Here is a 21,499-nt window from a genome sequence, read left to right on the forward strand (position 1 = left end):
CCCGCCTTGGCGCATGTCTTGAGACAGGTGAGGCGACAGTAATGCCCACGCTGAAATTGCGTCGGACCAACAAGGCGGACCAGGTAAGAGCACAGGATTGACTGGCCCGAAACAGATGTGGGAGCGGCCTTGTGCCGCGATGCGCCGCGCGGGCGGCGCTCGATCTGACAGGCGCTGCAAGGGTTGTGGCGGACACCTGGTATCCGCCTAGTCGGCAACATGCACGCCCAATCCATCCCGGCCAGGCGCAAGCTCTGGCCGCAGGGGCAACGCCGGAATCACATAATCCCCACCGTTCTGCCGCCGGAACGGGATGGGCGCATCACGCCACAAATCATCGTCTCGCCCGATGGTGGAGGTTTCACGGGGCCCACCGACGACGCCCTGGCCGAGCAGGGCCTGGCACGCAATGTGGTGCTGTCGGTACCGCGCTTCTCGGGGCTTGCGGCGATGCTGGTCGACAGCGACCTGGTGGCCATGCTGCCGCCGCGCCTGGTGGCCGGGAACCCGGCCCTCAGGGTGGTGGAGGCGCCCTTGGTGGTGCCGGGCTTCGAGATGCTGATGCTGTGGCCGGAGCGGGTGCACCGCGATCCTGCGCATCAGTGGTTGCGTGAACAGTTGGCCCGGGCGGTACCGTTGCAGGCGCCTTGAGTTGTTATGCCGGCACCATGGCAAAGCCCACGCCGAAGCGGTTCCAGGCATTGATGGTGGCGATGGCCAGGGTCAGGTTGGCGACCTCCTTGGCACTGAAGTGTTCCAGCAGCGCCTGGTACTCGTCCTGCGGCGCGCCGCTCTCGGCCAGGCGGGTCAGGCTTTCGACCCAGGCCAGGGCCGCCCGCTCGCGCTCGCTGAAGTAGCGGGTCTCGCGCCAGACGCTCAGGGTCTGCAGGCGCGCTTCGGTTTCACCAGCCTTGCGCGCATCGTTGGCGTGCATGTTGACGCAGTAGGCGCAGCCATTGATCTGCGAGGCGCGCAGGCGGATCAGCTCGAGCAGTGAATGCTCAAGGCCCGAGGCGACCAGCGCCTGCTCGAGGCCGATCATGGCCTTGTAGGCTTCCGGCGAGTGTTTGGCCCATTCGATACGGTCATGCATGGTGAGGCTCCAGTTCGACAAGAGGAAAGTGGCACTACCTTAGGGTCTGTACGACATGTGTCTGCGCGAAGGCCAGACAAGGCGAAACGGGGGGAGGAAGCGGAGTGTACTGGAGTACATGAGCATTCCGAGCCCCGTTTTAACGCAGTATGGGCGAGTGCAGATACATGTCGTACAGAGCCTAGCGCCAGGGCGGGCCGCGCCGAATAGCCAATCCCGCGCTTTGCCAGGAGGCCAATCCGTCATTCGGATGGGCACTGACAGGCATCCAATCTCTTCATTTCTGCCAGGGCGGCCGAGGCGGGATAATGGGCAGGTCTTCACCTGAGAACCGTTTCATGTCCGCAGATCGATTCATGCGCGAGGCCCTTGAGCTTGCCCGCGCCAATATCCAGGCCGGTGGCCGCCCCTTCGGCGCCGTGCTGGTCCACCAGGGGCAGGTGGTCGCCCGTGCCGTCAACCAGATCCACAGCACCCAGGACCCCACCAGCCACGCCGAGATGCAGGCCATCCGCCAGGCCGCCCAGGTGCTTGGCCGGGCGCGCCTGGACGGTGCCGAGATCTACGCCAGCGGCCATCCGTGCCCGATGTGCCTGGCCGCCATGCACCTGTGCGGCATCGAGCGCGCCTGGTTCGCCTACGACAACGACGAGGGCGAGCCCTATGGGTTGTCCACCGCCGCAGTGTATGCGCAGATGGCCCGCCCGCCACAGCAGCAGAGCCTGCCCCTGCGCCCGCTGAAACCGGCGGGTGAAAGCGGCCTGTACCTTGAATGGCAGCAGGCCGGCGAAGCATGAGGGGCGCGTTGAACCTGTTGCTGGTGGTGCTGCTGGCGTTGAACCTGCGGCCGATTCTTACCAGCATTGGCCCACTGCTCGAACCGATGCGCCAGAGCACCGGCCTGGGCTACCAGCAGGCGGCGCTGCTGACCGCGTTGCCGGTGCTGTGCATGGGCCTGGTACCGCTTCTGCAACCCTGGCTGCGGCGCTGGCTGAGCGAGCATGGCGGCATGCTGGCGGGACTGGCGGCCATCGCCCTGGCGTGTCTGTGGCGCCTGCAACTGGACAGCGCCTGGGCGCTGATCGTAAGTGCGGTGGTCGCAGGCCTGGGTGTCGCCGTGGTGCAGGGCATGATGCCGGGGCTGGTCAACCGCTGGTTCCCCGGCCGCCTGGCGGCGACCATGGGGCTGTATTCGGCGGCGTTGATGAGCGGCGGTGGCCTGGCGGCGGTGCTTGGCCCATCGATCACCGCGCACTTCGGCCATTGGCAGTTCGGCCTTGGCCTGTGGGCGTTTCCGGCGCTGCTGGCGATCGTGGCGTGGACCGTCCTGCGCCCGCGCCAGGATGCACCCAGCCTGGCCGGTGGCGGGGGCGGCCATTGGTTCGGCAACCGCCGGGCCTGGCTGCTTGCGCTCTATTTCGGGCTGATCAACGGTGGCTATACGAGCATGGTGGCCTGGTTGCCGGCCTATCACCTCGAGCACGGCGGCACGGCCCAGGGCGGCGGCGAGCTGGTTGGCCTGATGACCATCTTCCAGGTCTGCGGTGCCCTGGGCCTGCCGTTGCTGCTGCGGCGTCTGGTTGATCGGCGGCCGGGCCTGTGGCTGGCCTTGCTGATCCAATTGGCGGGCTTCCTTGGCCTGCTGCTGGCGCCAGCCAGCGCCATGGGCCTGTGGGTGGCGCTGATCGGCCTGGGCCTGGGCGCGTGCTTCAGCCTCAGCCTGACGCTGACCCTGGAGCACCTGCGCACGCCCGGCGAAGCCGGCAGCCTGGCGGCTTTCGTCCAGGGCGTAGGTTTCATCGTCACCGGTATCGTGCCGTACGTCACCGGCTGGTTGCGTGATGTCAGCGGCGACTTCCAGGCCTCCTGGACCCTGCTGGCCTGCACCGTGCTGGCGATGCTGCTGGTGACCGTGCGTTTCGCTCCGAAAGGCTATGCCCGGGCCATCGCCCGTGAGGGACGAGTCGCTGAGGCAGCGCTCAACTGAGGCGCTGCAGGGTGTCACCGACCCGGTCCAGCGCCGGGTCGATGTCCAGCAGTTCGATGGCACCGAAACCGAACAGCAGTCCCGGCCTGACCGGCGCTTCGCTGAAGAACGGGGCCAGCGAGTAGAGGCCGACTTCCACCTTGCGCGCCAGGTTGATCAACAGCTCGATATCCACCCCGGGCTTGGCCAGCGCGCTCAGGTGAAAGCCGGCGCTGGCCGGCACCGTGTCGAACCAGGGCGCCAGGTCGCCGCCCAGGCGTGCCAGGATCCGCTCGCGGCGGGCGCTGTACACCTCATGGCAACGACGGATGTGCTTGTTCAGGTGACCTTCGCTGATGAAGCGGGCCAGGGCCCATTGCTGCAAGGTCGGGCTGTGCCAGTCGCTCAGGTGCTTGGCCACGCAGGCGGCCTGCAGCACGGCCGGTGGCAGCACCGCGTAGCCCAGGCGCAACTCCGGCAGCAGGGTCTTGGAGAAGGTTCCGACATAGGCCACCAGGCCATGTCGATCCAGGCGCTGCAAGGCTTCGGCGGCTGGCCCCTGGTAGCGGAACTCGCAGTCGTAGTCGTCCTCGATGATCAGCGCGCCGAGCTCGACAGCCCGCGCCAGCAGCGCCTGGCGCCGCGGCTCGGCCATGGGCATGCCAAGCGGAAACTGGTGCGAGGGTGTCACGTAGATCAGCCGGGTGCCGTCCTCGATCTGCTCGACGCACAGCCCCTGGTCGTCCACCGCCACCGACTGCAGGCGCGCGCCCAGGGCCAGGAACAGTTGGCGCGCCGGTGGGTAGCCCGGGTCCTCCATGGCCACCTTGCAGCCGGGTTCGACCAGTACCCGGGCGATCAGGTCCAGGGCCTGCTGGGCGCCGTTGCATACCAGCACGTCACTTGCGGTGCACTGGATGCCGCGGGTGAAGGCAATCTGGTGGGCGATGGCCTCGCGCAGCTCGGGCAGGCCCTGGGCGGAAAACTGTCGGTCGGGGTGGCGCTGGCTGCGGCGCAGGGCGTAGTTCATGCAACTGCGCCAGTGGTCGTAGGGGAACTGCGCCTTGCTCGAGGCACCGCCGATGAAGTCGTAGCGCGACGGCGCGTCCAGCGCCCGTTGGCCCAATACCGTGGCGCGCTGGCGCCAGCGTTCGAGGGTTTCGGCGGCGGCCAGGGGGATGTTGTCGCTGTCGCTCTGGCGCGGCGTGTGGCGCGGGGTGATGAAGGTGCCGCGACCGACCACGCCACTGAGCAGGTTGTCGTAGGTCAGGCGCGAGTAGGCTTCGGCCACGGTCTTGCGCGAAACCCCCAGCTGCTCGGCCAAAAGGCGCGTGGGTGGCAGTTGGGTGCCGGCCGCCAGGTGGCCGCTGTCGATGCCGGCGCGCAGTTGCTGGTAGAGCTGGTCGGCCAGGCCTTTGCGGCCTTCGAGGCGGATGTGCAGTTCCATCGGGGCAGGGGGTCCGAAGCGCAGGGGGTGTAAAAGCTTCGGGTTTTATCGACAAAGCTGCAAGGGGCCCTACTGACGATCGCGCAGGGAATAATACCCGAGAGCGAGTGGCATACCCTGTGGGAGCGGGTTTACCCGCGAAGCAAGCAACGCGGTGGATGGCACCGGCTTTGCCGGTGTTCGCGGCTAAAGCCGCTCCCACAGGTTCCTGCTAAATCAACAAGTCATGTGCAGTTCCATGAGAGGGACGGCGTGTTCACAGGCGAGCGGTACTGATGGTGATGTAGCCTTTTTCCGGCAATGCGATGCGGATCACCGTCTCGTCCTCGCAGGCCTTGCGTTTCTGTTGGATGCACACGCCATCCACCGCTGCTTCGCGCATGCGCGCGGGGATGGCGCGGCCCTTGGCATCGAAGAAGGCTTCGCTGGCGAGCAGCTCGACACGCTCGATCAGCTGGCGGGTGTGTTCATCGGTGGCGCAGAAGAACCGCACCCCGGACAGGTGCGGGTTGTCGTCGGGGTTGCTGACCTCGTGGGCCAACAGTTGACGCAGGGTGTGGCGCAGTTCGCGGGTAGGGCGATGAGCATTTGTGGGCATGGCATGGCCTCGTCTGGATGGGGTTGGCCGCGCCGGGGCGGCGGTCACGTCTCCAGTCCTGATGATGTTTTGCCGAGGGTGGGGCAACAATCTAGAAGCTTCCGTACTTTCGGTAGGAGGGTTCCGAAATTACAGGCACCAGGTTGAACATCGCCTTGATCCGCGTCAGGTGCGGGGCACAATTTCCGCGGCCTCGACAGCGCCGGGCTCAAGTGCCGCCTCGACGATTTCGATCCAGTGCCGCACCGGCGTGCGACCGGCGCCGCCGAGGTGCAGCTGGCAGCCGATGTTGGCAGTGGCGATGACCAGTGGGTTGTCGCTTTCCAGGGCATTGAGGCGGTTGTCGCGCAGCTGGCGCGCCAGCTGCGGCTGGGTCAGTGAATAGGTGCCGGCCGAGCCGCAGCACAAGTGGCTATCCGGCACCTGGGTGAGATGGAAGCCCAGCCGGGCCAGCAGACCTTCCACCGCGCCGCCAAGCTTGAGGGCGTGCTGCAGGGTGCAGGGGCAGTGGAATGCCAGGCGCTGCTCGGCGCATAGACCCAGATGCTCCAGTGGCTCGGCCTGCAGCACCTGTACCAGGTCACGAGACAGGGCGCTGACCCGAGCGGCCTTGGCGGCGTAGCGTGGGTCTTGTTGAAGCAGGTGGCCATAGTCGCGGACAAAGGCGCCGCAGCCGCTGGCGGTTTGCACGATGGCCTCGGCGCCGGCCTCGATGGCCGGCCACCAGGCGTCGATGTTGCGTCGGGCGCGGTCGAGGCCTCGTGCCTGGGCATCCAGGTGATAGTCCACGGCGCCGCAGCAACCGGCCTGGTGGATCGGCTCGACGCTGATGCCTAGCCGGTCGAGCAGGCGAGTGGCGGCGGCATTGGTGTTGGGTGAAAGGGCCTGCTGCACGCAGCCTTCGAGCAGCAGCACGCGACGGGTGTGGCGCGGCATCGGACGTTGGCCCGGGGTGACGACCTGCGCCGGCAGCTTGTCCTTGAGGCTGGCCGGGAGCAGGGGATACAGGGCCTGCCCGGCGCGCACAAGCGCCTTGAATGCGCCCGGCCTCGGCACCACGGCGCGAAGGCCCGCGCGCAGCAGGCGTTGCCCCGGCGGCCGGGGGACCTGCCGATCGACCACGGCGCGGCCGATGTCGAGCAGGTTGTGGTATTCCACCCCCGACGGGCAGGTGGTCTCACAGTTGCGGCAGCTCAGGCAGCGGTCCAGGTGCGCCTGGGTGCTGGTGCCCGCCGGTTCGCCTTCGAGCACCTGCTTGATCAGGTAGATGCGCCCGCGAGGCCCGTCCAGTTCATCGCCGAGCAGCTGGTAGGTGGGGCAGGTGGCGGTGCAGAACCCGCAGTGCACGCAGGAACGCAGGATGCGTTCGGCCTCGTCGGCGCGGGGCAACTGGCGGGCGGATTCGCTCAGGTGGGTTTGCATGCCGTGGCCTCACAAGTGCGCGTACAGGCGGCCAGGGTTGAACACACCCTGGGGATCGAGTTGGCGTTTCAGCGCCTGGTGATAGCGCAGCATCAGCGGACCGAGCGGGGCGCTGCTGTCGTCGCCGGGCGCGTAGGCGGTGGCGTGACCGCCGGCCTCGGCCGCCAATGCCCGGATGACGGACGTCGGGGCGTCGGACTTGAGCCAGCGCTGGGCGCCACCCCAGTCGATCAACTGCTGTCCCGGCAGTTCGAGTGCACCGCAGGCAATGGGCAGGGACAGCCGCCACAGCGTTGCGGGTGCGGTGAAGAACGCCAGGCGCTGCTCGCGCAGGTCTTGCCAGAAGCCTGTGTCGAACGCTTCACCACCCAGGCGCTCACGGGCCGAGCGCACCGAACCTTCGCCGCCCTCCAGGCGCAGATGCAGCGCCTCGCCGTCATGGCAGGCGGCGCTGACTGGCAGCGCTTGTCGGCCCCATTCGGTGAGTGCGGCGAGTGCCTGCTGCGTGCTCATCTCCAGGCGCAGGCCCAGACATTGGCGCGGTTGCGGCAGCACCTTGAGTGACACTTCGGTGAGCAGCCCCAGGCAGCCGAAGCTGCCCGCCATCAGCCGCGACACGTCGTAGCCGGCGACATTCTTCATCACCTCACCACCAAAGCGCAGGAGCTTGCCGTGGCCGGTGATCAGCCGGGTGCCGAGGACATAGTCACGCACCGACCCGGCCCAGGGCCGGCGTGGCCCCGACAGCCCGGCCGCGACCATGCCGCCCAGCGTCGCCTCGGGGCCCAGGTGCGGTGGCTCGCAGGCCAGCATCTGCCCGGCCTCGTGCAGCGTCGCCTCGACCTCCCGCAGGGGCGTGCCGGCGCGGGCGGTGAGCACCAGCTCGGTGGGGTCGTAGCCGACGATGCCGCGGTGGCCACGGGTGTCGATGACCTGCCCGGTCACCGGGCGACCGAGCATGGCCTTGCTGTTGCCGCCCTGGATGCGCAGCGGGGTGCGCCGGTTCAGCGCCTGGTTGACCTGCTCCAGCAGGTCCTGGCCGAGGTCCCTGTCCATCAGAAACGCTCCAGGTCGGGGAAGGGCAGTTGCCCGTGGTGTACATGCAGCGCGCCGAACTCGGCGCAGCGCTGCAGGGTGGGGATGTTCTTGCCCGGGTTGAGCAGGCCCCGTGGGTCGAAGGCGGCCTTGACCGCGTGGAACAGGGTGATCTCGTCGCTGTTGAACTGCGCGCACATCTGGTTGATCTTCTCCCGTCCTACGCCGTGTTCGCCAGTGATGCTGCCGCCGACGGCCACGCACAGTTCGAGGATCTGCCCGCCGATGGCCTCGGCGCGCTCCAGTTCACCGGGCAGGTTGGCATCGAACAGGATCAGCGGGTGCAGGTTGCCGTCGCCGGCATGGAACACATTGGCCACCCGCAGGCCGTACTGCCGGGAAAGCGCGCTGATGCCCTTGAGCACCCGCGGCAGCTCGCGGCGCGGGATGGTGCCATCCATGCAGTAGTAGTCCGGGGAAATGCGCCCCACCGCCGGGAAGGCATTCTTGCGCCCGGCCCAGAAGCGCACGCGCTCGGCTTCGTCGCAGGCCAGGCGCACCTCGCGGGCGCCGGCCTTGCGCAGCACGGCATCGACCCGGGCGCAGTCGTCCTGCACGTCGGCCTCGACGCCGTCGAGCTCGCACAGCAGGATCGCCGCCGCGTCCAGCGGGTAGCCGGCATGGATGAAGTCCTCGGCGGCGCGAATCGCCAGGTTGTCCATCATCTCGAGCCCAGCCGGGATGATCCCGGCGCCGATGATCTCGGCCACCGCGCCCCCGGCATCCTCGACGCTGTCGAAGCTGGCCAGCAGTACCCGCGCCACCTGCGGCCTGGGCAGCAGCTTGACGGTGACTTCGGTGACGATGCCGAGCATGCCCTCGGAGCCGGTAAACAACGCCAGCAGGTCGAAACCGGGGCTGTCCAGGGCGTCGCTGCCCAGTACCAGGCGTTCGCCTTCGACGGTGAGGATCTCCACCTTGAGCAGGTTGTGCACGGTCAGGCCGTATTTCAGGCAATGCACGCCACCGGCATTTTCGGCGACATTGCCGCCGATCGAGCAGGCGATCTGCGAGGAAGGATCGGGCGCGTAGTACAGCCCATGGGGCGCCGCCGCCTGGGAGATCGCCAGGTTGCGCACGCCAGGCTGGACCCGGGCGAAGCGGCCCTGCGGGTTGACTTCGAGGATGCGGTTGAAGCGCGCCATCACCAGCAGGATGCCCTGGCTCAACGGCAGGGCGCCGCCGGACAGGCCGGTGCCGGCGCCGCGCGCCACCACCGGCACGCCGCGCTGGTGGCAGAGCCGCATTAACGCCTGCACCTGCTCCAGGCGCTCGGGCAGCGCCACCAGCAGCGGCAACGAACGGTAGGCCGAGAGGCCGTCGCACTCGTAGGGCTTGAGGTCTTCGCTGCGGTGCAGGATCTGCAGATCGGGGAGGGCCTCGCGCAGGGCGGCCAGCAGTGCCGGCTTGTCCACGGCCGGTAACGGTCCATCGACACGTTCGTCGTAAAGGATGTTCATGCAGGCTTACTGCGCCAGGTGCCGGATCATCGCCACCGTCAGGTACAAGCGTGGCGCCACGCTGGCGATCTCCATGTACTCGTCGTCGCCATGCAGGCCGGCGCCGACCACACCCAGCGTTTCCAGCACCGCCGGCTTGTCGCTGTCGGGCACGTAGGCGTAGCCGGCGTCGGTGCCGAAGCGCATGGCGATCGGCTGCAACTGCCGGTCGATCTTGCTGTAGAGCTGCCGCGCCGTTTGCGCAAGCTCCGTGGAGGCGTCGTTCCTGGCCAGCGGCGGGCGGCCTTTTTCCACGACCAGCTCGACCTGGGTATCGGCTACAAGCTGTTTCTTGATGATCCGCAGGGCGTCTTCCTGCACCCGCTCGGTCTCGCTCAGGTCGGAGTAGCGCATGTCGGCCTCGGCGCTGGCCTGGGCGGGAATGATATTGGCCTTTTCCCCGGCCTTGGCCAGGGTCCAGTTGACGGTGGTGCCCTTGCCCTTGTCGCCGAGGTCGTTCAACTGCAGCAACTGGTGCGCCAGCTCCACCAGCGCGTTGCGCCCGGCTTCCGGGGCGGAGCCGGCGTGGGAGGCGCGGCCCTTGACCTCGAGCTTGAGGCGGTTGATGCCGTTGGTGGCGACGGTGACCGCGTCCTTGTCCGGCGGCTCGTAGGAGAAGACGAAATCGTGCTTGCGCGCCAGCTCGGCGATCAGTTGCCGCGAGCCGGCCGAGCCCATCTCCTCGTCCGGGTTGAACAGCACGGTGAGGGTGCGGTAGCCCTTGTACTGCTGGTCCTGCAGCAGTTTCAGCGCATGCAGGATCATCGCCACGCCGCCCTTGGCGTCGGCCACGCCGGGGCCGTAGGCGCGTTCCCCGTCGATCCGGAACGGGCGCTTGGCCACGGTGCCGGGGCCGAACACCGTGTCGTAGTGGACCATCAGCAGGAAGTCCTTGTCGCCGCTGCCCTTGAGGGTGCCGACGATATTGTCGCCCACCGAGGGCGTGGCCGGCTGCGTCGTGACCTTGGCGCCGAGGGCCTCCAGTCGTTTCGCCAGTTCGTTGCCGACCTGCTTCAATCCGGGCTCGGTTCCGGTGCCGGTGTCCACTGCCACCAGGGTCTTGAGGGTCTCCAGGTAATGAGGCTGTTCGGCCTGGGCCTGGCTGAACAGTTCCTGGGGCGTCGGGTCGGCGGCCTGGGCGGTGGCACAGGCCAGGGCAAGGGCCAATGAGCAGAATCGCAAGGGCATGGGCAGGGATCTCGTTGTCGTGAACCCTTCAGCGTAGACCCTGCCACCCGATTACCGAGTCATTCGCTCCCGGCGATAACGCTATCGCACAGCCCGGGAGTGCTGGCAATCACGATAAGTCATAGTGATATTCAGCATTCAATAATGTCAGTAATTTATTGATTTATATAAATTTATCTTTTTGCTACTGCATGCTGTACGCACTGCTCGTAATACGTCTGCTTGATCGCCGTCGGCTTCAGCCGAGACCGGCTGTTGTAGGTCTGCTCGGTGATGCCGAAGGCCGTCATGCGCATCCACGGCTTGCTGAACTTGCGCGCCTGCAGCTTCTTGCGCGTGGCGTACAGGGTGACGCCGGAAAGCTTGGCCTGCTGCGCCTCGGCGGCGATCTGCGCGCCCCAGCCGCACACCTGGCGATCGTTCTGGCTCAGTGCCCGGGCCTGGGCGCCGAAGGCGGCGGTGGCCAGCAGGCAGCCGGCCACGGTTGCTAGAATCACTCGCATGTTGCTGTCCTAAGCATCTGAAGGAAAACAAAGTTTGCCTTCGCTTGCGACGCCAGGGGGCCAGCAGTTTGCCGTCAGGCGATGGCCATTTGCAGGCCACCGTGCTGGCGCGTGCGCAGCGACTGCAGGGCCAGGGCCGCGATCCACAGCACGCCGACGCCGTAGTTCAGGCGCTGGTAGAGACCGAACAATTCACCGCTGTGCACGGCCTTGGCCATCAACACCACGGTGACCACCGCCAGCACCGTGCTCAGCAGCGACCACCAGGCCAGCCCCGGGGATCGGGTCAGGCGCATGCCCAGGCTGATCCACAACACGCTGGCGAGGGTCAGCGAAAGGAACATCAGCAGGCCGCCGAGGTTGTGCATCTGTTGCGAGAACGATGGCTCCAGCGGCGCGCAGCCCTGGTCACAGGCAAACCCGCCGGTCACCAGGCTGCCCAGGCCATGCAACAGCACCAGCAGGGCGCTCAGCCGCGCCAGCCTCGAGCGCCGCCAGCGCCGCGCCAGGCCCCAGGCGAACAGTGCGAACAACAGGGCCAGCGGGAAATTGTTGACCCAGGGCGACAGCCCGTGGGTGGGGGCGCCGACCGCGCCGAGCTGGCTCATGGCTTGTTGCAGGTGGTCGTAGCCGGGGTAGGCCAGCGCCGTCAGGGTGACGCCCAGCAGCAGCCAGAGGGGGATGAGCAGGCCGCTGGCGAGCAGCAGGCGGTCGAACGTCTTCATGCAGTGCCTTCCTTGGTGAGTGCAGGACGCAGCCTACCGCGTCGCCGTGGCCAATCGCCAGCCTTAGCGGCCGTTGACCAGCATCACCAGCAGCACGCAGGCCAGCAGCGCCAGGTAGGCCCGGGCATGCAGGCTGTCGGGGATGCGCCCGAGCAGGGGCGCGGCCAGGTGCATGCCGAGCCAGGCGCCGACGGTCATCACCAGGGCCGCGCGCAGGTCGATGAAGCCCAGCAGGCCCGGGCCAAGGTCGAGCTGGCCAGCCGGCAGCAGCGCATAGACCAGCGTGGCCGCCAGGGCCATGGGCAGCGACAGCGGGTTGGCCATGGCCGTGGCGGTGCGCATGCTGGCGCCGCGGCGGCGCATCAGTGGCACGGTCATCACGCTGCCGCCCACCCCGAGCAACGCTGCCAGGGCGCCGATGGGCACGCCGACCAGGCTGGCGCCGGTACTGCCCAGGGGCGCCAGGCGATGTTCGCCAGCGCGGACGAAGCCCGGGCGCAGCCAGGCGTCCATCAGGCTCAGCGCCAGGTAGGCGATGAACAGCCAGCGCAGCCAGGCGCTGGCCAGGTACAGCGCCGCCCAGGCCCCGAGCAGCGCGCCGAGGGCGATGGCCGGCGCCAGTGGTCGCACCAGGTCCCAGCGCAGGCTGCCCGCGCGGTGATGGCGCCAGGTGGCCAGCGCGCTGCTGAAGATCATCACCGTGGCCGAGGTGGCCACGGCGATCTGCATGGCGTGCTGGGCCATGGCGGTCCCCGCGCCATGGCTGGCCAGCAGCAGGGCATAGAACAGCGGCACGGCGAAGAACCCGCCGCCGAAGCCAAACAGCAAGGTGGTGACGCCGGCGCACAGGCCGAACAGGCCAAGCAGGGGATAGAGCATGGTGTGGGCCTCGGGCCAGGGTTGAGGCGGTCAGGGTAGGGGTATGCCTCTTGGCTGGCTTGCGCAACCTGGCCAATAATCGTCGTGTTTCGGCCAGAGCCTCCTTTCATGCGCAATGTTCCCCTGTCCGAGGTCGATGCCACCCCCCGTGCGGTGCTGGCCATCGCCACCGACTATTCGCCCGATACCTTGCTGCCCAGGCATGTCCATCGCCGGGCGCAGTTCCTGTATGGCATGAGCGGGCTGATGGAGGTGCTGACCGATGACGGCGCCTGGGTCATCCCGCCCGGCAGCGGAGTATGGATTCCGCCCGGCAAGCCGCACCAGGTGCGCATGCGTGGCGTGAGTACCCGCAGCCTGTACATCGAACCGACCGCGCTGCCCAGGCCGGGTGGCGTGTGCGAGGCACTACGGGTCGGGCCGCTGCTGCACCAGCTGTTGCTGGCCAGCGCCGAGGTGCCGGCCCTGCATGACGAGGCGGGGCGCGATGGCCTGCTGCTGCGGCTCGTGCTGCATGAGCTGGGCCAGGCCGAGCGTCTGCCGCTGTTCGCGCCGCTGCCGGCCGAGCCGCGTCTGGCGGCCCTGTGCCAGGCGTTCCTGGCGCAGCCGTCGGTCCACACCCGTGGCGACACCTGGGCAGGGCAGCTCAACTGGAGCCCGCGTACCTTCAGCCGGCGCTTTCGCGAGCAGACCGGGCTGTCGTTCGGCCAGTGGCGCCAGCAGGCATGCCTGATGGCCGCGGTGACACGGCTGGCGACCGGCGAGGCGGTGACCACCATCGCCCTGGACCTGGGCTATGAAAGCCCCAGCGCGTTCTCCAGCCTGTACCGGCGAGTCATGGGCCAGCCGCCGTCGGCGGCACGCCAGGGCAGATGAAAACCCCGCTGGACGTATGTGATCGTACAACTGCTTGCGCTATCATCACGCCTGTCTTTCACAACCAGACATACAGGGCATGACAGAGCAGCAGGTACAGGCACGGACCCGGCGCAAGCCGCGCAGTCTGGCCCAGGAACTGGTCACGGTGCTGACCGAACGCATCCGCAGCGGCCAGCTCAAGCGCGGCGACAAGCTGCCCACCGAGTCGCAGATCATGGTCGAGGAGGGGGTCAGCCGCACCGTGGTGCGCGAGGCCATCTCGCGGCTGCAGGCCGCCGGCCAGGTCGAGACCCGCCACGGCATCGGCACTTTCGTGCTGGACGCGCCGAGCACTGGTGGCTTTCGGATCGACCCGGCGACCATCGTCACCTTGCGCGAAGTGCTGGCGGTGCTGGAGTTGCGCATCGCCCTGGAGATCGAAGCCGCGGGCCTTGCCGCCCAGCGTCGCGGCGATGAGGAACTGGCCGGCATGCGCGCGGCGCTGGACGAGCTCAACGAGGGCGCGGCCCACGCCTCGGATGCGGTGTCGGCGGATTTCCAGTTCCACCTGCGCATTGCCCAGGCCAGCGGCAATCACTATTTCGCCGACATCATCAACCACCTGGGTACCAGCATCATCCCGCGCACCCGGCTCAATTCGGCGCGCCTGGCCCATGACGACCAGGCGCACTACATGAGCCGGCTGATGCATGAGCACGAGGCGATCTACGAGGCCATCGCCCGACGCGACAGCGAAGGCGCGAAGATGGCCATGCGCATGCACCTGAGCAACAGCCGCGAGCGCCTGCGCCAGGCCCATGAAGAGGCCGAGGCGCAAGGCATTTGATCTGTACTGGTCCCTTCGCGGGTAAACCCGCTCCCACAGGTTCTTCACAGCGCGCTGGCAAACGCTGATCCCTGTGGGAGCGGGTTTACCCGCGAAGAGGCCGACGCAGGCACGCTAAAAGAGCCCAGGGCTCTCAGACCGCCCCGTCACTCCACTGCCCATTCACCAATCGCCGCAGCCCCAGCGGGTTACCATCGCGCAATGCCTCCGGCAGCAGCGCCTGCGGGTAGTTCTGGTAGCACACCGGGCGCAGGAACCGATCGATGGCCAGGGTGCCGACCGAAGTGCCGCGGGCATCCGAGGTCGCCGGGTAAGGTCCGCCATGGACCATGGCGTCGCACACCTCGACCCCGGTCGGGTAGCCATTGACCAGGATCCGCCCGACCTTCTCCTCCAGCAGCGGCACCAGCCAGGCAAACGCCTCGAAGTCTTGCGGCTCGCCGATCAGCGTGGCGGTCAGCTGGCCGCGCAGACCGAGCAGGGCGGCGCGCAGTTGCTCGCGGTCGCTGACTTCGACGGCCACCGTGGCCGGGCCGAACACTTCTTCCTGCAGCAGCGGGTCGGACTCCAGCAGCAGACGGGCGTCGGCCTTGAACAGCTGGGCAGGGGCCTGGTCGCCCTGTTGCGCCTGACCGGCCAGGTGCTGGATGCCGGCATGGGCGTGCAAGTGTTCCAGGCCGGCGACATAGCTGCGTAGGCCGCCGGCGTTGAGCAGGGTCTGGCCAGCCTGTTGCTCCAGATGCCGGCCCAGGTCATTGAGCAACTGGCTGAAGCCAGGCGACTGCAGGCCGATCAGCATCCCCGGGTTGGTGCAGAACTGCCCGGCGCCCAGGCACACGGAGCCGGCCAGCTCACGGGCGATGGCTTCGCCGCGCTTGGCTAGCGCGCCCGGCAGGATGATCACCGGGTTGATGCTGGACATCTCGGCGAACACCGGGATCGGTTGCGCCCGCTCGGCAGCCATGCGGCACAAAGCGTCGCCGCCCTTGAGCGAGCCGGTGAAGCCGACCGCCTGGATGGCCGGGTGCTTGACCAGCCACTCACCGACACCGCCACCGAACACCATGTTGAACACGCCCTTGGGCATGCCGGTGCGTTCGGCGGCGCGCAGGATGGCGCAGGCCACCAGGTCGGCGGTGGCCATGTGGCCACTGTGAGCCTTGAACACCACCGGGCAACCGGCGGCCAGGGCTGCGGCGGTGTCGCCGCCGGCGGTGGAGAAGGCCAGCGGGAAATTGCTGGCGCCAAATACCGCTACCGGGCCGACGCCGATACGCATCTGGCGGATGTCCACCCGTGGCAGCGGCTGGCGCTCGGGCAGCGCCAGGTCGATGCGCGCACCGAGGAAGTCGCCACGGCGCAGTACCTGGGCGAACAGGCGCATCTGCCCGCTGGTGCGGCCGCGTTCGCCCTGGATACGCGCGGCGGGCAGGGCTGTTTCACGGCAGACGATGGCCACGAAGCTGTCATCGAGTTCGTCCAGTTCGGCGGCGATGGCGTCGAGGAATTCGGCGCGGCGTGCCGGGGGGAGCTGGCGGAATTCGCCGAAGGCGACGGCGGCGGCTTGGGCGGCGCGGTCGACTTCGCCCTCGGTGGCCTGGGCAAAGCTGTAGGGCAGTGCCTCGCCGGTGGTGGCGTCCAGGCTTTGCAGGCGTTGCGGGCCGACGGCACTGCGTTGGCCGGCGATGAAGTTGTGGCCGAGGATATTGGGCATGGGGTGCTCCTGTCGGGGGACGTTGGGGGGCGCTTTGCGCCCCTTTCGCGGCACAAGGCCGCTCCTACAAGGGGGATGCGATCTACTGTAGGAACGGCCTTGTGCCGCGAAAGGGCTGCGCAGCAGCCCCAATATTCATCAGGTAATAGGTGCCGGATTGAACAGGGTGATGTCGTTGTGCAAGCCATGCTGCTCGGCCCAGGTGCGCTTGCGACCGCTGGCCACGTCGAGGTAGTAGTGGAACAGCTCCCAACCAAGCTCCTCGATGCTCGCCCGGCCACTGGCGATGCGCCCGGCGTCGATGTCGATCAGGTCCGGCCAGCGCTGGGCCAGTTCGCTGCGGGTGCATACCTTGACCACCGGTGCCATGGCCAGGCCGTAAGGCGTGCCGCGACCGGTGGTGAACACATGCAGGTTCATCCCGGCGGCCAGCTGCAGGGTGCCGCAGACGAAGTCGCTGGCCGGGGTGGCGCAGAAGATAAGGCCCTTGTGCGTGACCCGTTCGCCCGGGCCGAGCACGCCCTGGATGGCGCCGCTGCCGGACTTGACGATCGAGCCCAGGGATTTCTCGACGATGTTGGACAAGCCACCTTTCTTGTTGCCTGGCGTGGTGTTGGCGCTGCGATCCGCCGCGCCCTGTTGCAGGTAGCGGTCGTACCAGTCCATCTCGCGCACCAGCGCCTCGGCGACTTCCGGCGTTTCGGCGCGGGAGGTGAGCATGTAGATGGCGTCGCGCACCTCGGTGACTTCCGAGAACAGCACGGTGGCTCCGGCGCGCACCAGCAGGTCGGCGGCATGGCCCAGGGCGGGGTTGGCGGTGATGCCGGAAAAGGCGTCGCTGCCGCCGCATTGCATGCCCAGGATCAGCTCGCTGGCCGGCACGGTTTCGCGGCGGCGCTGGTCAAGCTTGCGCAGGCGGGTTTCGGCCAGGGCCATGATCTGCTCGATCATCTCGACGAAGCCCAGCGAGGCGTCCTGCAGGCGGTATAGCCAGGGCTCGCTGAGATCCACGGAAGGGTCGTCCTCGTGCATCACCTGGCCGGCCTGGAGTTTTTCGCAGCCCAGGCTGATGACCAGCGCCTCGCCGCCCAGGTTGGGGTTGCGCGCCAGGTTGCGCACGGTGCGAATCGGGATGTAGGCATCGCGGGCGTTGATCGCCACGCCGCAGCCGTAGCTGTGGGTGAGGGCGACCACATCATCCACGTTGGGGTATTTTGGCAGCAGTTCGCTGCGGATGCGCTTGACCGCGTGGTCGAGCACGCCGGTCACGCACTGCACGGTGGTGGTGATGCCGAGGATGTTGCGGGTGCCGACGGTGCCGTCGGCATTGCGATAGCCTTCGAAGGTGAAGCCTTCGAGGGGCGCCTGGGCGGCGGGCACGGCGTCGCAGCGCGGCAGGCTGTCGAGCTCGGGGGCGGCCGGCATCGCCAGTTGATCTTCCTTGACCCAACTGCCCTGGCGCAGGTCTTCCAGGGCGTGGCCGATGACCTGGCCGTAGCGGCGCACCGCCTCGCCCCGGCGGATATCCACGGTGGCGACCTTGTGGCTCTGCGGCACGCCCTCGACCAGGGTCAGGCCGTCGGCGAAGCGCGCGCCTTCGCCCAGGCCGCCGTCGTTGACCACCACCACGACATTGTCGTCGGGGTGCAGGCGCACGTAGCGGGGCGACTCGGAATGTTCGATCAACTGCATGGTCAGGCCCTTCTTGTCGTTTCTTTCAGGCTTCTTGTACGCCAGCCTGCGCCCGGGCAGGGCGCAGGCGTGTTTCACTCAATGGCGCGAAGTGGCAAGTTCAGCGGTGGGTGCCGCTTCCTGCTTCGGGTCGTCCTTGAGCTCGATGCGCTTGATCGGACCGACGATCACCAGGTAGCTGAACACTGCCACCAGGGCGTTGGTGCCCACGTACACCAGGGCCCACTTGAACGAGCCGGTGGCGCTGATGATGTAGCCGATGACGATCGGCGTGGTGATCGAGGCGATGTTGCCGAAGGTGTTGAACAGCCCACCCGACAGCCCGGCGATCTGCTTGGGCGAGGTGTCGGCGACCACCGCCCAGCCCAGCGCGCCGATGCCCTTGCCGAAGAACGCCAGGGTCATGAAACCGACCACCATCCATTCGGCCTCGACGTAGTTGCAGAAGACCATGGTGGTCGACAGCAGCAGGCCGCAGACGATCGGCAGCTTGCGCGAGAAGGTCAGCGAGTTGCCGCGGCGCAGCAACCAGTCCGACAGCACGCCGCCGAGCACGCCGCCGATGAAGCCGCACACTGCCGGCAGCGAGGCGATGAAGCCGGCCTTGAGGATGGTCATGCCGCGTTCCTGCACCAGGTACACCGGGAACCAGGTGAGGAAGAAGTAGGTGATGGCGTTGATGCAGTACTGGCCCAGGTAGACGCCCAGCAGCATGCGGCTGGTCAGCAGTTGCTTGATGTAGCCCCATTTCGGGCCGTCGTTGCCGCGTTTCTGGTCCATGTCCACCAGGCCGCCGTTCTGTTCGATGTGCTCGAGCTCGGCGGCACCGATGCGCGGGTGCTGGCGCGGGTTGTAGATGGTCTTGAGCCACACCGCCGAGAACACGATGCCCAGCGCGCCCATCACCACGAACACATGTTCCCAGCCGAAGGTGAAGACGATCCAGCCCATGATCGGCGCGAACAGCGCGGTGGCGAAGTACTGCGCCGAGTTGAAGATCGCCGAGGCGGTGCCGCGCTCTTGCGTCGGGAACCAGGCCGCGACGATCCGGGCATTGCCGGGGAACGACGGCGCTTCGGCGAAGCCGACCAGAAAGCGCAGGGTGAACAGCGTGACCACCGCCCAGGCCACCGGCAGGCCGCCGACAAAGCCCTGCAGCAGGGTGAACAGCGACCAGGTGAAGATGCTGAAGGCGTAGACGTTCTTCGAGCCGAAGCGGTCAAGCAGCCAGCCGCCGGGGATCTGCCCGGCCACGTAGGCCCAGCCGAAGGCGGAGAAGATGTAGCCGAGGGTGACCGCGTCGATGCCCAGGTCCTTCTGCAGGCTGGAGCCGGCGATGGCGATGGTGGCGCGGTCGGCGTAGTTGATGGTGGTCACCAGGAACAGCATCAACAGGATCAGGTAGCGCACATGCGTCTTTTTCGTCGCTTGCATGCTGGTTACTCCCACTCGTTATTTTTATACGGGGATCGGTTGTGGGCCGGAGCAGGGTGGCCCTGCTCCGGCGGCGGCATCGGCAGGCCGCAGGGCGTTCGCTTATTGCGGGCCCATCTTGTCCATCAGCGCGGCGAGCATCTCGTACTCCTGCGCGGTCAGGTCGGTCAGCGGCGTGCGCACGGGCCCGGCGTCGTAGCCGGCGATCTTCGCCCCGGCCTTGACGATGCTCACGGCGTAACCGGCCTTGCGGTTGCGGATGTCCAGGTACGGCAGGAAGAAGTCGTCGATCAGCCTGGCCACGGTGGCGTGATCGTCGCGGGCGATGGCGTGGTAGAAGTCCATCGCCGTCTTCGGCACGAAGTTGAACACCGCCGAGGAGTACACCGGCACGCCCAGGGCCTTGTACGCCGCAGCATACACCTCGGCGGTGGGCAGACCACCCAGGTAGCTGAAGCGATCGCCCAGGCGGCGACGAATCGACACCATCAGCTCGATGTCGCCCAGGCCGTCCTTGTAGCCGATCAGGTTCGGGCAGCGCTCGGCCAGGCGTTCCAGCAGGTCGGCGTTCAGCCGGCAGACGTTGCGGTTGTATACCACCACGCCGATATTCACCGCCTTGCACACCGCCTCGACATGGGCGGCGACGCCGTCCTGGCTGGCTTCGGTGAGGTAGTGGGGCAGCAGCAGCAGGCCTTTGGCGCCGAGGCGCTCGGCCTCTTTGGCGTATTCGATGGCCTGGCGGGTCGAGCCGCCGACGCCGGCGAGGATCGGCACCGACGTGGCGCAGGTGTCGACGGCGGTCTTGATCACCTGGCTGTACTCGCTGGCGGCCAGGGAGAAGAACTCGCCGGTGCCGCCGGCGGCGAACAGGGCGCTGGCGCCGTAGGGGGCGAGCCATTCCAGGCGCTTGACGTAGCCGGCCGGGTTGAAGTCGCCGTGGGCGTCGAAGTCGGTGACGGGGAACGACAGCAGGCCGTGGGAGAGGATGGATTGCAGTTCTTGTGGGGTCATTGTTGTAGGCATCCTGTGGCGCTTGGAGGAGGGGGAACCAAGGTGAGAGGTAAGTTATCGTACAACTACAATCATGACTAGTCCCTCGCGGTAGAAATTTTGAATCCATCCCGCCATGACAGCGCCAACCCCTGTAGGAGCGGCCTTGTGCCGCGAAAGGGCCGCACAGCGGCCCCGGAATTTCGGCGTTGAGCCACGATCGCCGGGGCCGCGTTGCGACCCTTTCGCGGCACAAGGCCGCTCCTACAGGGGAACGCGTAAACCTGAGAATTTGGCAGAGGAGTGTTGTCGTATGACTTGTGGAGGAGGAGAAAAAAAGATCGCGGAGACAGGCACAAGCCCGCCGCCCGCTTCCACGGGAAGTGTTCTGGGACCAGCAGAGGGTGACCGGGGAAACGGGGGCGGTATTGCACCGCCCCGCGATCAAAGCTAACGAAGCTTCAGTGGATCAGGCAGCCTGGTGGTGCTTGACCTGGGACTTGCGGACCTGGGCGCGGCAGGCGTCGCCGAAGGCCTGGAACATCTTGATCGAGTCGGGGTTCTTCGCCGCCTGCCACTCCGGGTGCCACTGCACCGCGAACAGGAAGGGCGACAGGCTCGGGGCGTGGATCGCCTCGACCAGGCCGTCTTCGGCATGGGCGATCGGCTCGATGCCGGCACCCAGGTTGCGCAGGCCCTGGCCGTGCAGCGAATTGACGCGGATCTCGTCGGTGCCCAGGGTATCGCGCAGCCAGCTGCCTGGCTTGATCTTCACGCTGTGCACCGCGGCGTACTGGACCTCGACCGGATCTTCCGGGTTTTCCCGGTGGTCGTTGAAGCCGGGCTCGGCGTAGACCTTCTGGTAGATGTCACCGCCCAAAGCCACGTTGATTTCCTGCATGCCGCGGCAGATGCCGAAGATCGGCAGGCCGCGCTTGATCGCGGCCTTGACCAGCGGCATGTCGAACAGGTCGCGGTCTTTGTCCTGGCCCTTGCCGGGGGTCTGGTTTTCCTGGCCGTAGAGGCTCGGGTCGATGTTGCTGCCGGCACCGGTCAGGTAGACGCCGTCGGCCATGTCCAGGTAGGTCTCGAGGTCTTCGACGCCACAGCAGGTGGGCACCAGGACCGGGACGCAACCGGCGAAATCGACCAGCGGGGTGATGTATTTGTGGGTCATGACCTGATAGTCATGGCCTTTGCGCTCTTGGCTGCCCATGGTCATCAGGACGACGGGTTTGCGCAGGGAGGGTTGCTTGTTGCCAATGTTGCTGTTGGACATATGTCACCTTGAGACAGGTCATGCCTGTCGTTGTTGTGCAGGCGCACGGCCGGGGCCTTGAGTGCTGCCTGGAGCCCCGAGCACTGCCGGCTCGCCTTGCAGGCGATGTCGGTCGGGGCCTGACTCCTAGCTTGCCAGAGCCGTTCGATATGTCAAACGAGTGGCGAGGCGCCCAGGCGCCGGTTTCCGGGGGATTGAGATGTTCAAGGCCTTGGCTGGCAAGGGTTTGGCGGGGGTTTAGGTCAATAATATTTAACGATGCAGTTG

19 protein-coding genes and 2 pseudogenes are annotated in these 21,499 nt (G+C 67.2%); 5 read left to right on the top strand and 16 right to left on the bottom strand.

Annotation, left to right across the window (positions count from 1 at the left end):
* Positions 1-207: 207 nt before the first annotated feature.
* Positions 208-345: pseudogene (locus NMG10_RS21700) on the bottom strand (flavodoxin family protein); the annotation flags it as partial.
* On the opposite strand from NMG10_RS21700, the pseudogene NMG10_RS21705 reads away from it, so the two are divergent.
* Positions 331-651 (top strand): annotated as a pseudogene (locus NMG10_RS21705) (LysR substrate-binding domain-containing protein); the annotation flags it as partial. The pseudogenes NMG10_RS21700 and NMG10_RS21705 sit on opposite strands and share 15 nt — an antisense overlap.
* A 4-nt stretch (positions 652-655) precedes the next feature.
* On the opposite strand, the gene NMG10_RS21710 reads toward NMG10_RS21705, so the two are convergent.
* Positions 656-1,093, bottom strand: coding sequence for a carboxymuconolactone decarboxylase family protein (locus NMG10_RS21710; RefSeq protein ID WP_254465106.1), 438 nt, complete (start codon positions 1,091-1,093; stop codon positions 656-658).
* A gap of 338 nt (positions 1,094-1,431) precedes the next feature.
* Here NMG10_RS21710 and NMG10_RS21715 point away from each other — a divergent pair, with 338 nt between their 5' ends.
* Positions 1,432-1,890, top strand: a complete 459-nt coding sequence (locus tag NMG10_RS21715) for a nucleoside deaminase (protein ID WP_254465107.1) — start codon at positions 1,432-1,434, stop codon at positions 1,888-1,890.
* Entirely contained in the window at positions 1,887-3,080 is a 1,194-nt protein-coding gene (locus NMG10_RS21720; RefSeq protein ID WP_254465108.1) for a cyanate transporter, read from the top strand. The genes NMG10_RS21715 and NMG10_RS21720 overlap by 4 nt, the downstream gene beginning before the upstream one ends.
* Here NMG10_RS21720 and NMG10_RS21725 read toward each other — a convergent pair.
* The 9 genes from NMG10_RS21725 to NMG10_RS21765 form a co-directional block, all read right to left on the bottom strand.
* Positions 3,073-4,506, bottom strand: a complete 1,434-nt coding sequence (locus NMG10_RS21725; protein ID WP_232855355.1) for a PLP-dependent aminotransferase family protein — start codon at positions 4,504-4,506, stop codon at positions 3,073-3,075. The two genes, NMG10_RS21720 and NMG10_RS21725, sit on opposite strands and share 8 nt — an antisense overlap.
* Before the next feature lie 256 nt (positions 4,507-4,762).
* Positions 4,763-5,104 carry a hypothetical protein gene (locus tag NMG10_RS21730; protein ID WP_110738654.1) on the bottom strand — a complete coding sequence of 114 codons (342 nt, stop codon included), beginning with the start codon at positions 5,102-5,104 and terminating at the stop codon, positions 4,763-4,765.
* Positions 5,105-5,269: 165 nt separating this feature from the next.
* The gene (gene glcF, locus NMG10_RS21735) at positions 5,270-6,526 is read right to left on the bottom strand and encodes a glycolate oxidase subunit GlcF (protein WP_234561030.1); all 1,257 of its coding nucleotides are present in this window, start codon (positions 6,524-6,526) and stop codon (positions 5,270-5,272) included.
* A 9-nt stretch (positions 6,527-6,535) separates the two neighbouring features.
* Positions 6,536-7,582, bottom strand: coding sequence for a glycolate oxidase subunit GlcE (gene glcE, locus NMG10_RS21740; RefSeq protein WP_254465109.1), 1,047 nt, complete (start codon positions 7,580-7,582; stop codon positions 6,536-6,538).
* Positions 7,582-9,081 carry a glycolate oxidase subunit GlcD gene (gene glcD / locus NMG10_RS21745; RefSeq protein ID WP_254465110.1) on the bottom strand — a complete coding sequence of 500 codons (1,500 nt, stop codon included), beginning with the start codon at positions 9,079-9,081 and terminating at the stop codon, positions 7,582-7,584. The genes glcE and glcD overlap by 1 nt, the downstream gene beginning before the upstream one ends.
* 6 nt (positions 9,082-9,087) lie before the next feature.
* Complete coding sequence (locus tag NMG10_RS21750) at positions 9,088-10,308, bottom strand: M20/M25/M40 family metallo-hydrolase (RefSeq protein WP_254465111.1); 1,221 nt, start codon at positions 10,306-10,308, stop codon at positions 9,088-9,090.
* A gap of 173 nt (positions 10,309-10,481) precedes the next feature.
* Positions 10,482-10,811: a hypothetical protein gene (locus NMG10_RS21755; protein WP_254465112.1), complete on the bottom strand. Its 330-nt coding sequence runs from the start codon at positions 10,809-10,811 to the stop codon at positions 10,482-10,484.
* Between the two features lie 74 nt (positions 10,812-10,885).
* Complete coding sequence (locus NMG10_RS21760) at positions 10,886-11,536, bottom strand: DUF998 domain-containing protein (protein WP_254465113.1); 651 nt, start codon at positions 11,534-11,536, stop codon at positions 10,886-10,888.
* A gap of 63 nt (positions 11,537-11,599) precedes the next feature.
* A complete protein-coding gene (locus NMG10_RS21765; protein WP_254465114.1) occupies positions 11,600-12,415 on the bottom strand; it encodes a sulfite exporter TauE/SafE family protein in 816 nt (271 codons plus the stop codon).
* Positions 12,416-12,523: 108 nt separating this feature from the next.
* Between NMG10_RS21765 and NMG10_RS21770 the strand changes: the two genes are divergently transcribed.
* Both NMG10_RS21770 and NMG10_RS21775 read left to right on the top strand, forming a co-directional pair.
* Positions 12,524-13,291 carry a helix-turn-helix domain-containing protein gene (locus tag NMG10_RS21770; protein WP_232855346.1) on the top strand — a complete coding sequence of 256 codons (768 nt, stop codon included), beginning with the start codon at positions 12,524-12,526 and terminating at the stop codon, positions 13,289-13,291.
* 79 nt (positions 13,292-13,370) lie between these two features.
* Positions 13,371-14,120, top strand: a complete 750-nt coding sequence (locus NMG10_RS21775) for a FadR/GntR family transcriptional regulator (RefSeq protein ID WP_186734669.1) — start codon at positions 13,371-13,373, stop codon at positions 14,118-14,120.
* Between the two features lie 133 nt (positions 14,121-14,253).
* Here NMG10_RS21775 and NMG10_RS21780 read toward each other — a convergent pair whose 3' ends face one another.
* The 5 genes from NMG10_RS21780 to NMG10_RS21800 all read right to left on the bottom strand — a co-directional run bounded on the left by NMG10_RS21780 (position 14,254) and on the right by NMG10_RS21800 (position 21,232).
* On the bottom strand, positions 14,254-15,834 hold the full coding sequence (locus NMG10_RS21780) for an aldehyde dehydrogenase (NADP(+)) (RefSeq protein WP_254465115.1): 1,581 nt from the start codon (positions 15,832-15,834) through the stop codon (positions 14,254-14,256).
* A 138-nt stretch (positions 15,835-15,972) separates the two neighbouring features.
* Positions 15,973-17,526, bottom strand: a complete 1,554-nt coding sequence (gene garD, locus NMG10_RS21785) for a galactarate dehydratase (RefSeq protein ID WP_254465116.1) — start codon at positions 17,524-17,526, stop codon at positions 15,973-15,975.
* A 78-nt stretch (positions 17,527-17,604) separates the two neighbouring features.
* Positions 17,605-18,960 carry an MFS transporter gene (locus NMG10_RS21790; protein ID WP_254465117.1) on the bottom strand — a complete coding sequence of 452 codons (1,356 nt, stop codon included), beginning with the start codon at positions 18,958-18,960 and terminating at the stop codon, positions 17,605-17,607.
* Between the two features lie 102 nt (positions 18,961-19,062).
* Positions 19,063-19,974, bottom strand: a complete 912-nt coding sequence (gene kdgD / locus NMG10_RS21795) for a 5-dehydro-4-deoxyglucarate dehydratase (protein WP_203646947.1) — start codon at positions 19,972-19,974, stop codon at positions 19,063-19,065.
* A gap of 448 nt (positions 19,975-20,422) precedes the next feature.
* Positions 20,423-21,232: a gamma-glutamyl-gamma-aminobutyrate hydrolase family protein gene (locus NMG10_RS21800; RefSeq protein WP_203646946.1), complete on the bottom strand. Its 810-nt coding sequence runs from the start codon at positions 21,230-21,232 to the stop codon at positions 20,423-20,425.
* Between the last annotated feature and the right edge of the window lie 267 nt (positions 21,233-21,499).

The sequence above is a fragment of the Pseudomonas sp. DVZ6 genome (genome assembly GCF_024259445.1).
Taxonomy (GTDB): domain Bacteria; phylum Pseudomonadota; class Gammaproteobacteria; order Pseudomonadales; family Pseudomonadaceae; genus Aquipseudomonas; species Aquipseudomonas peradeniyensis.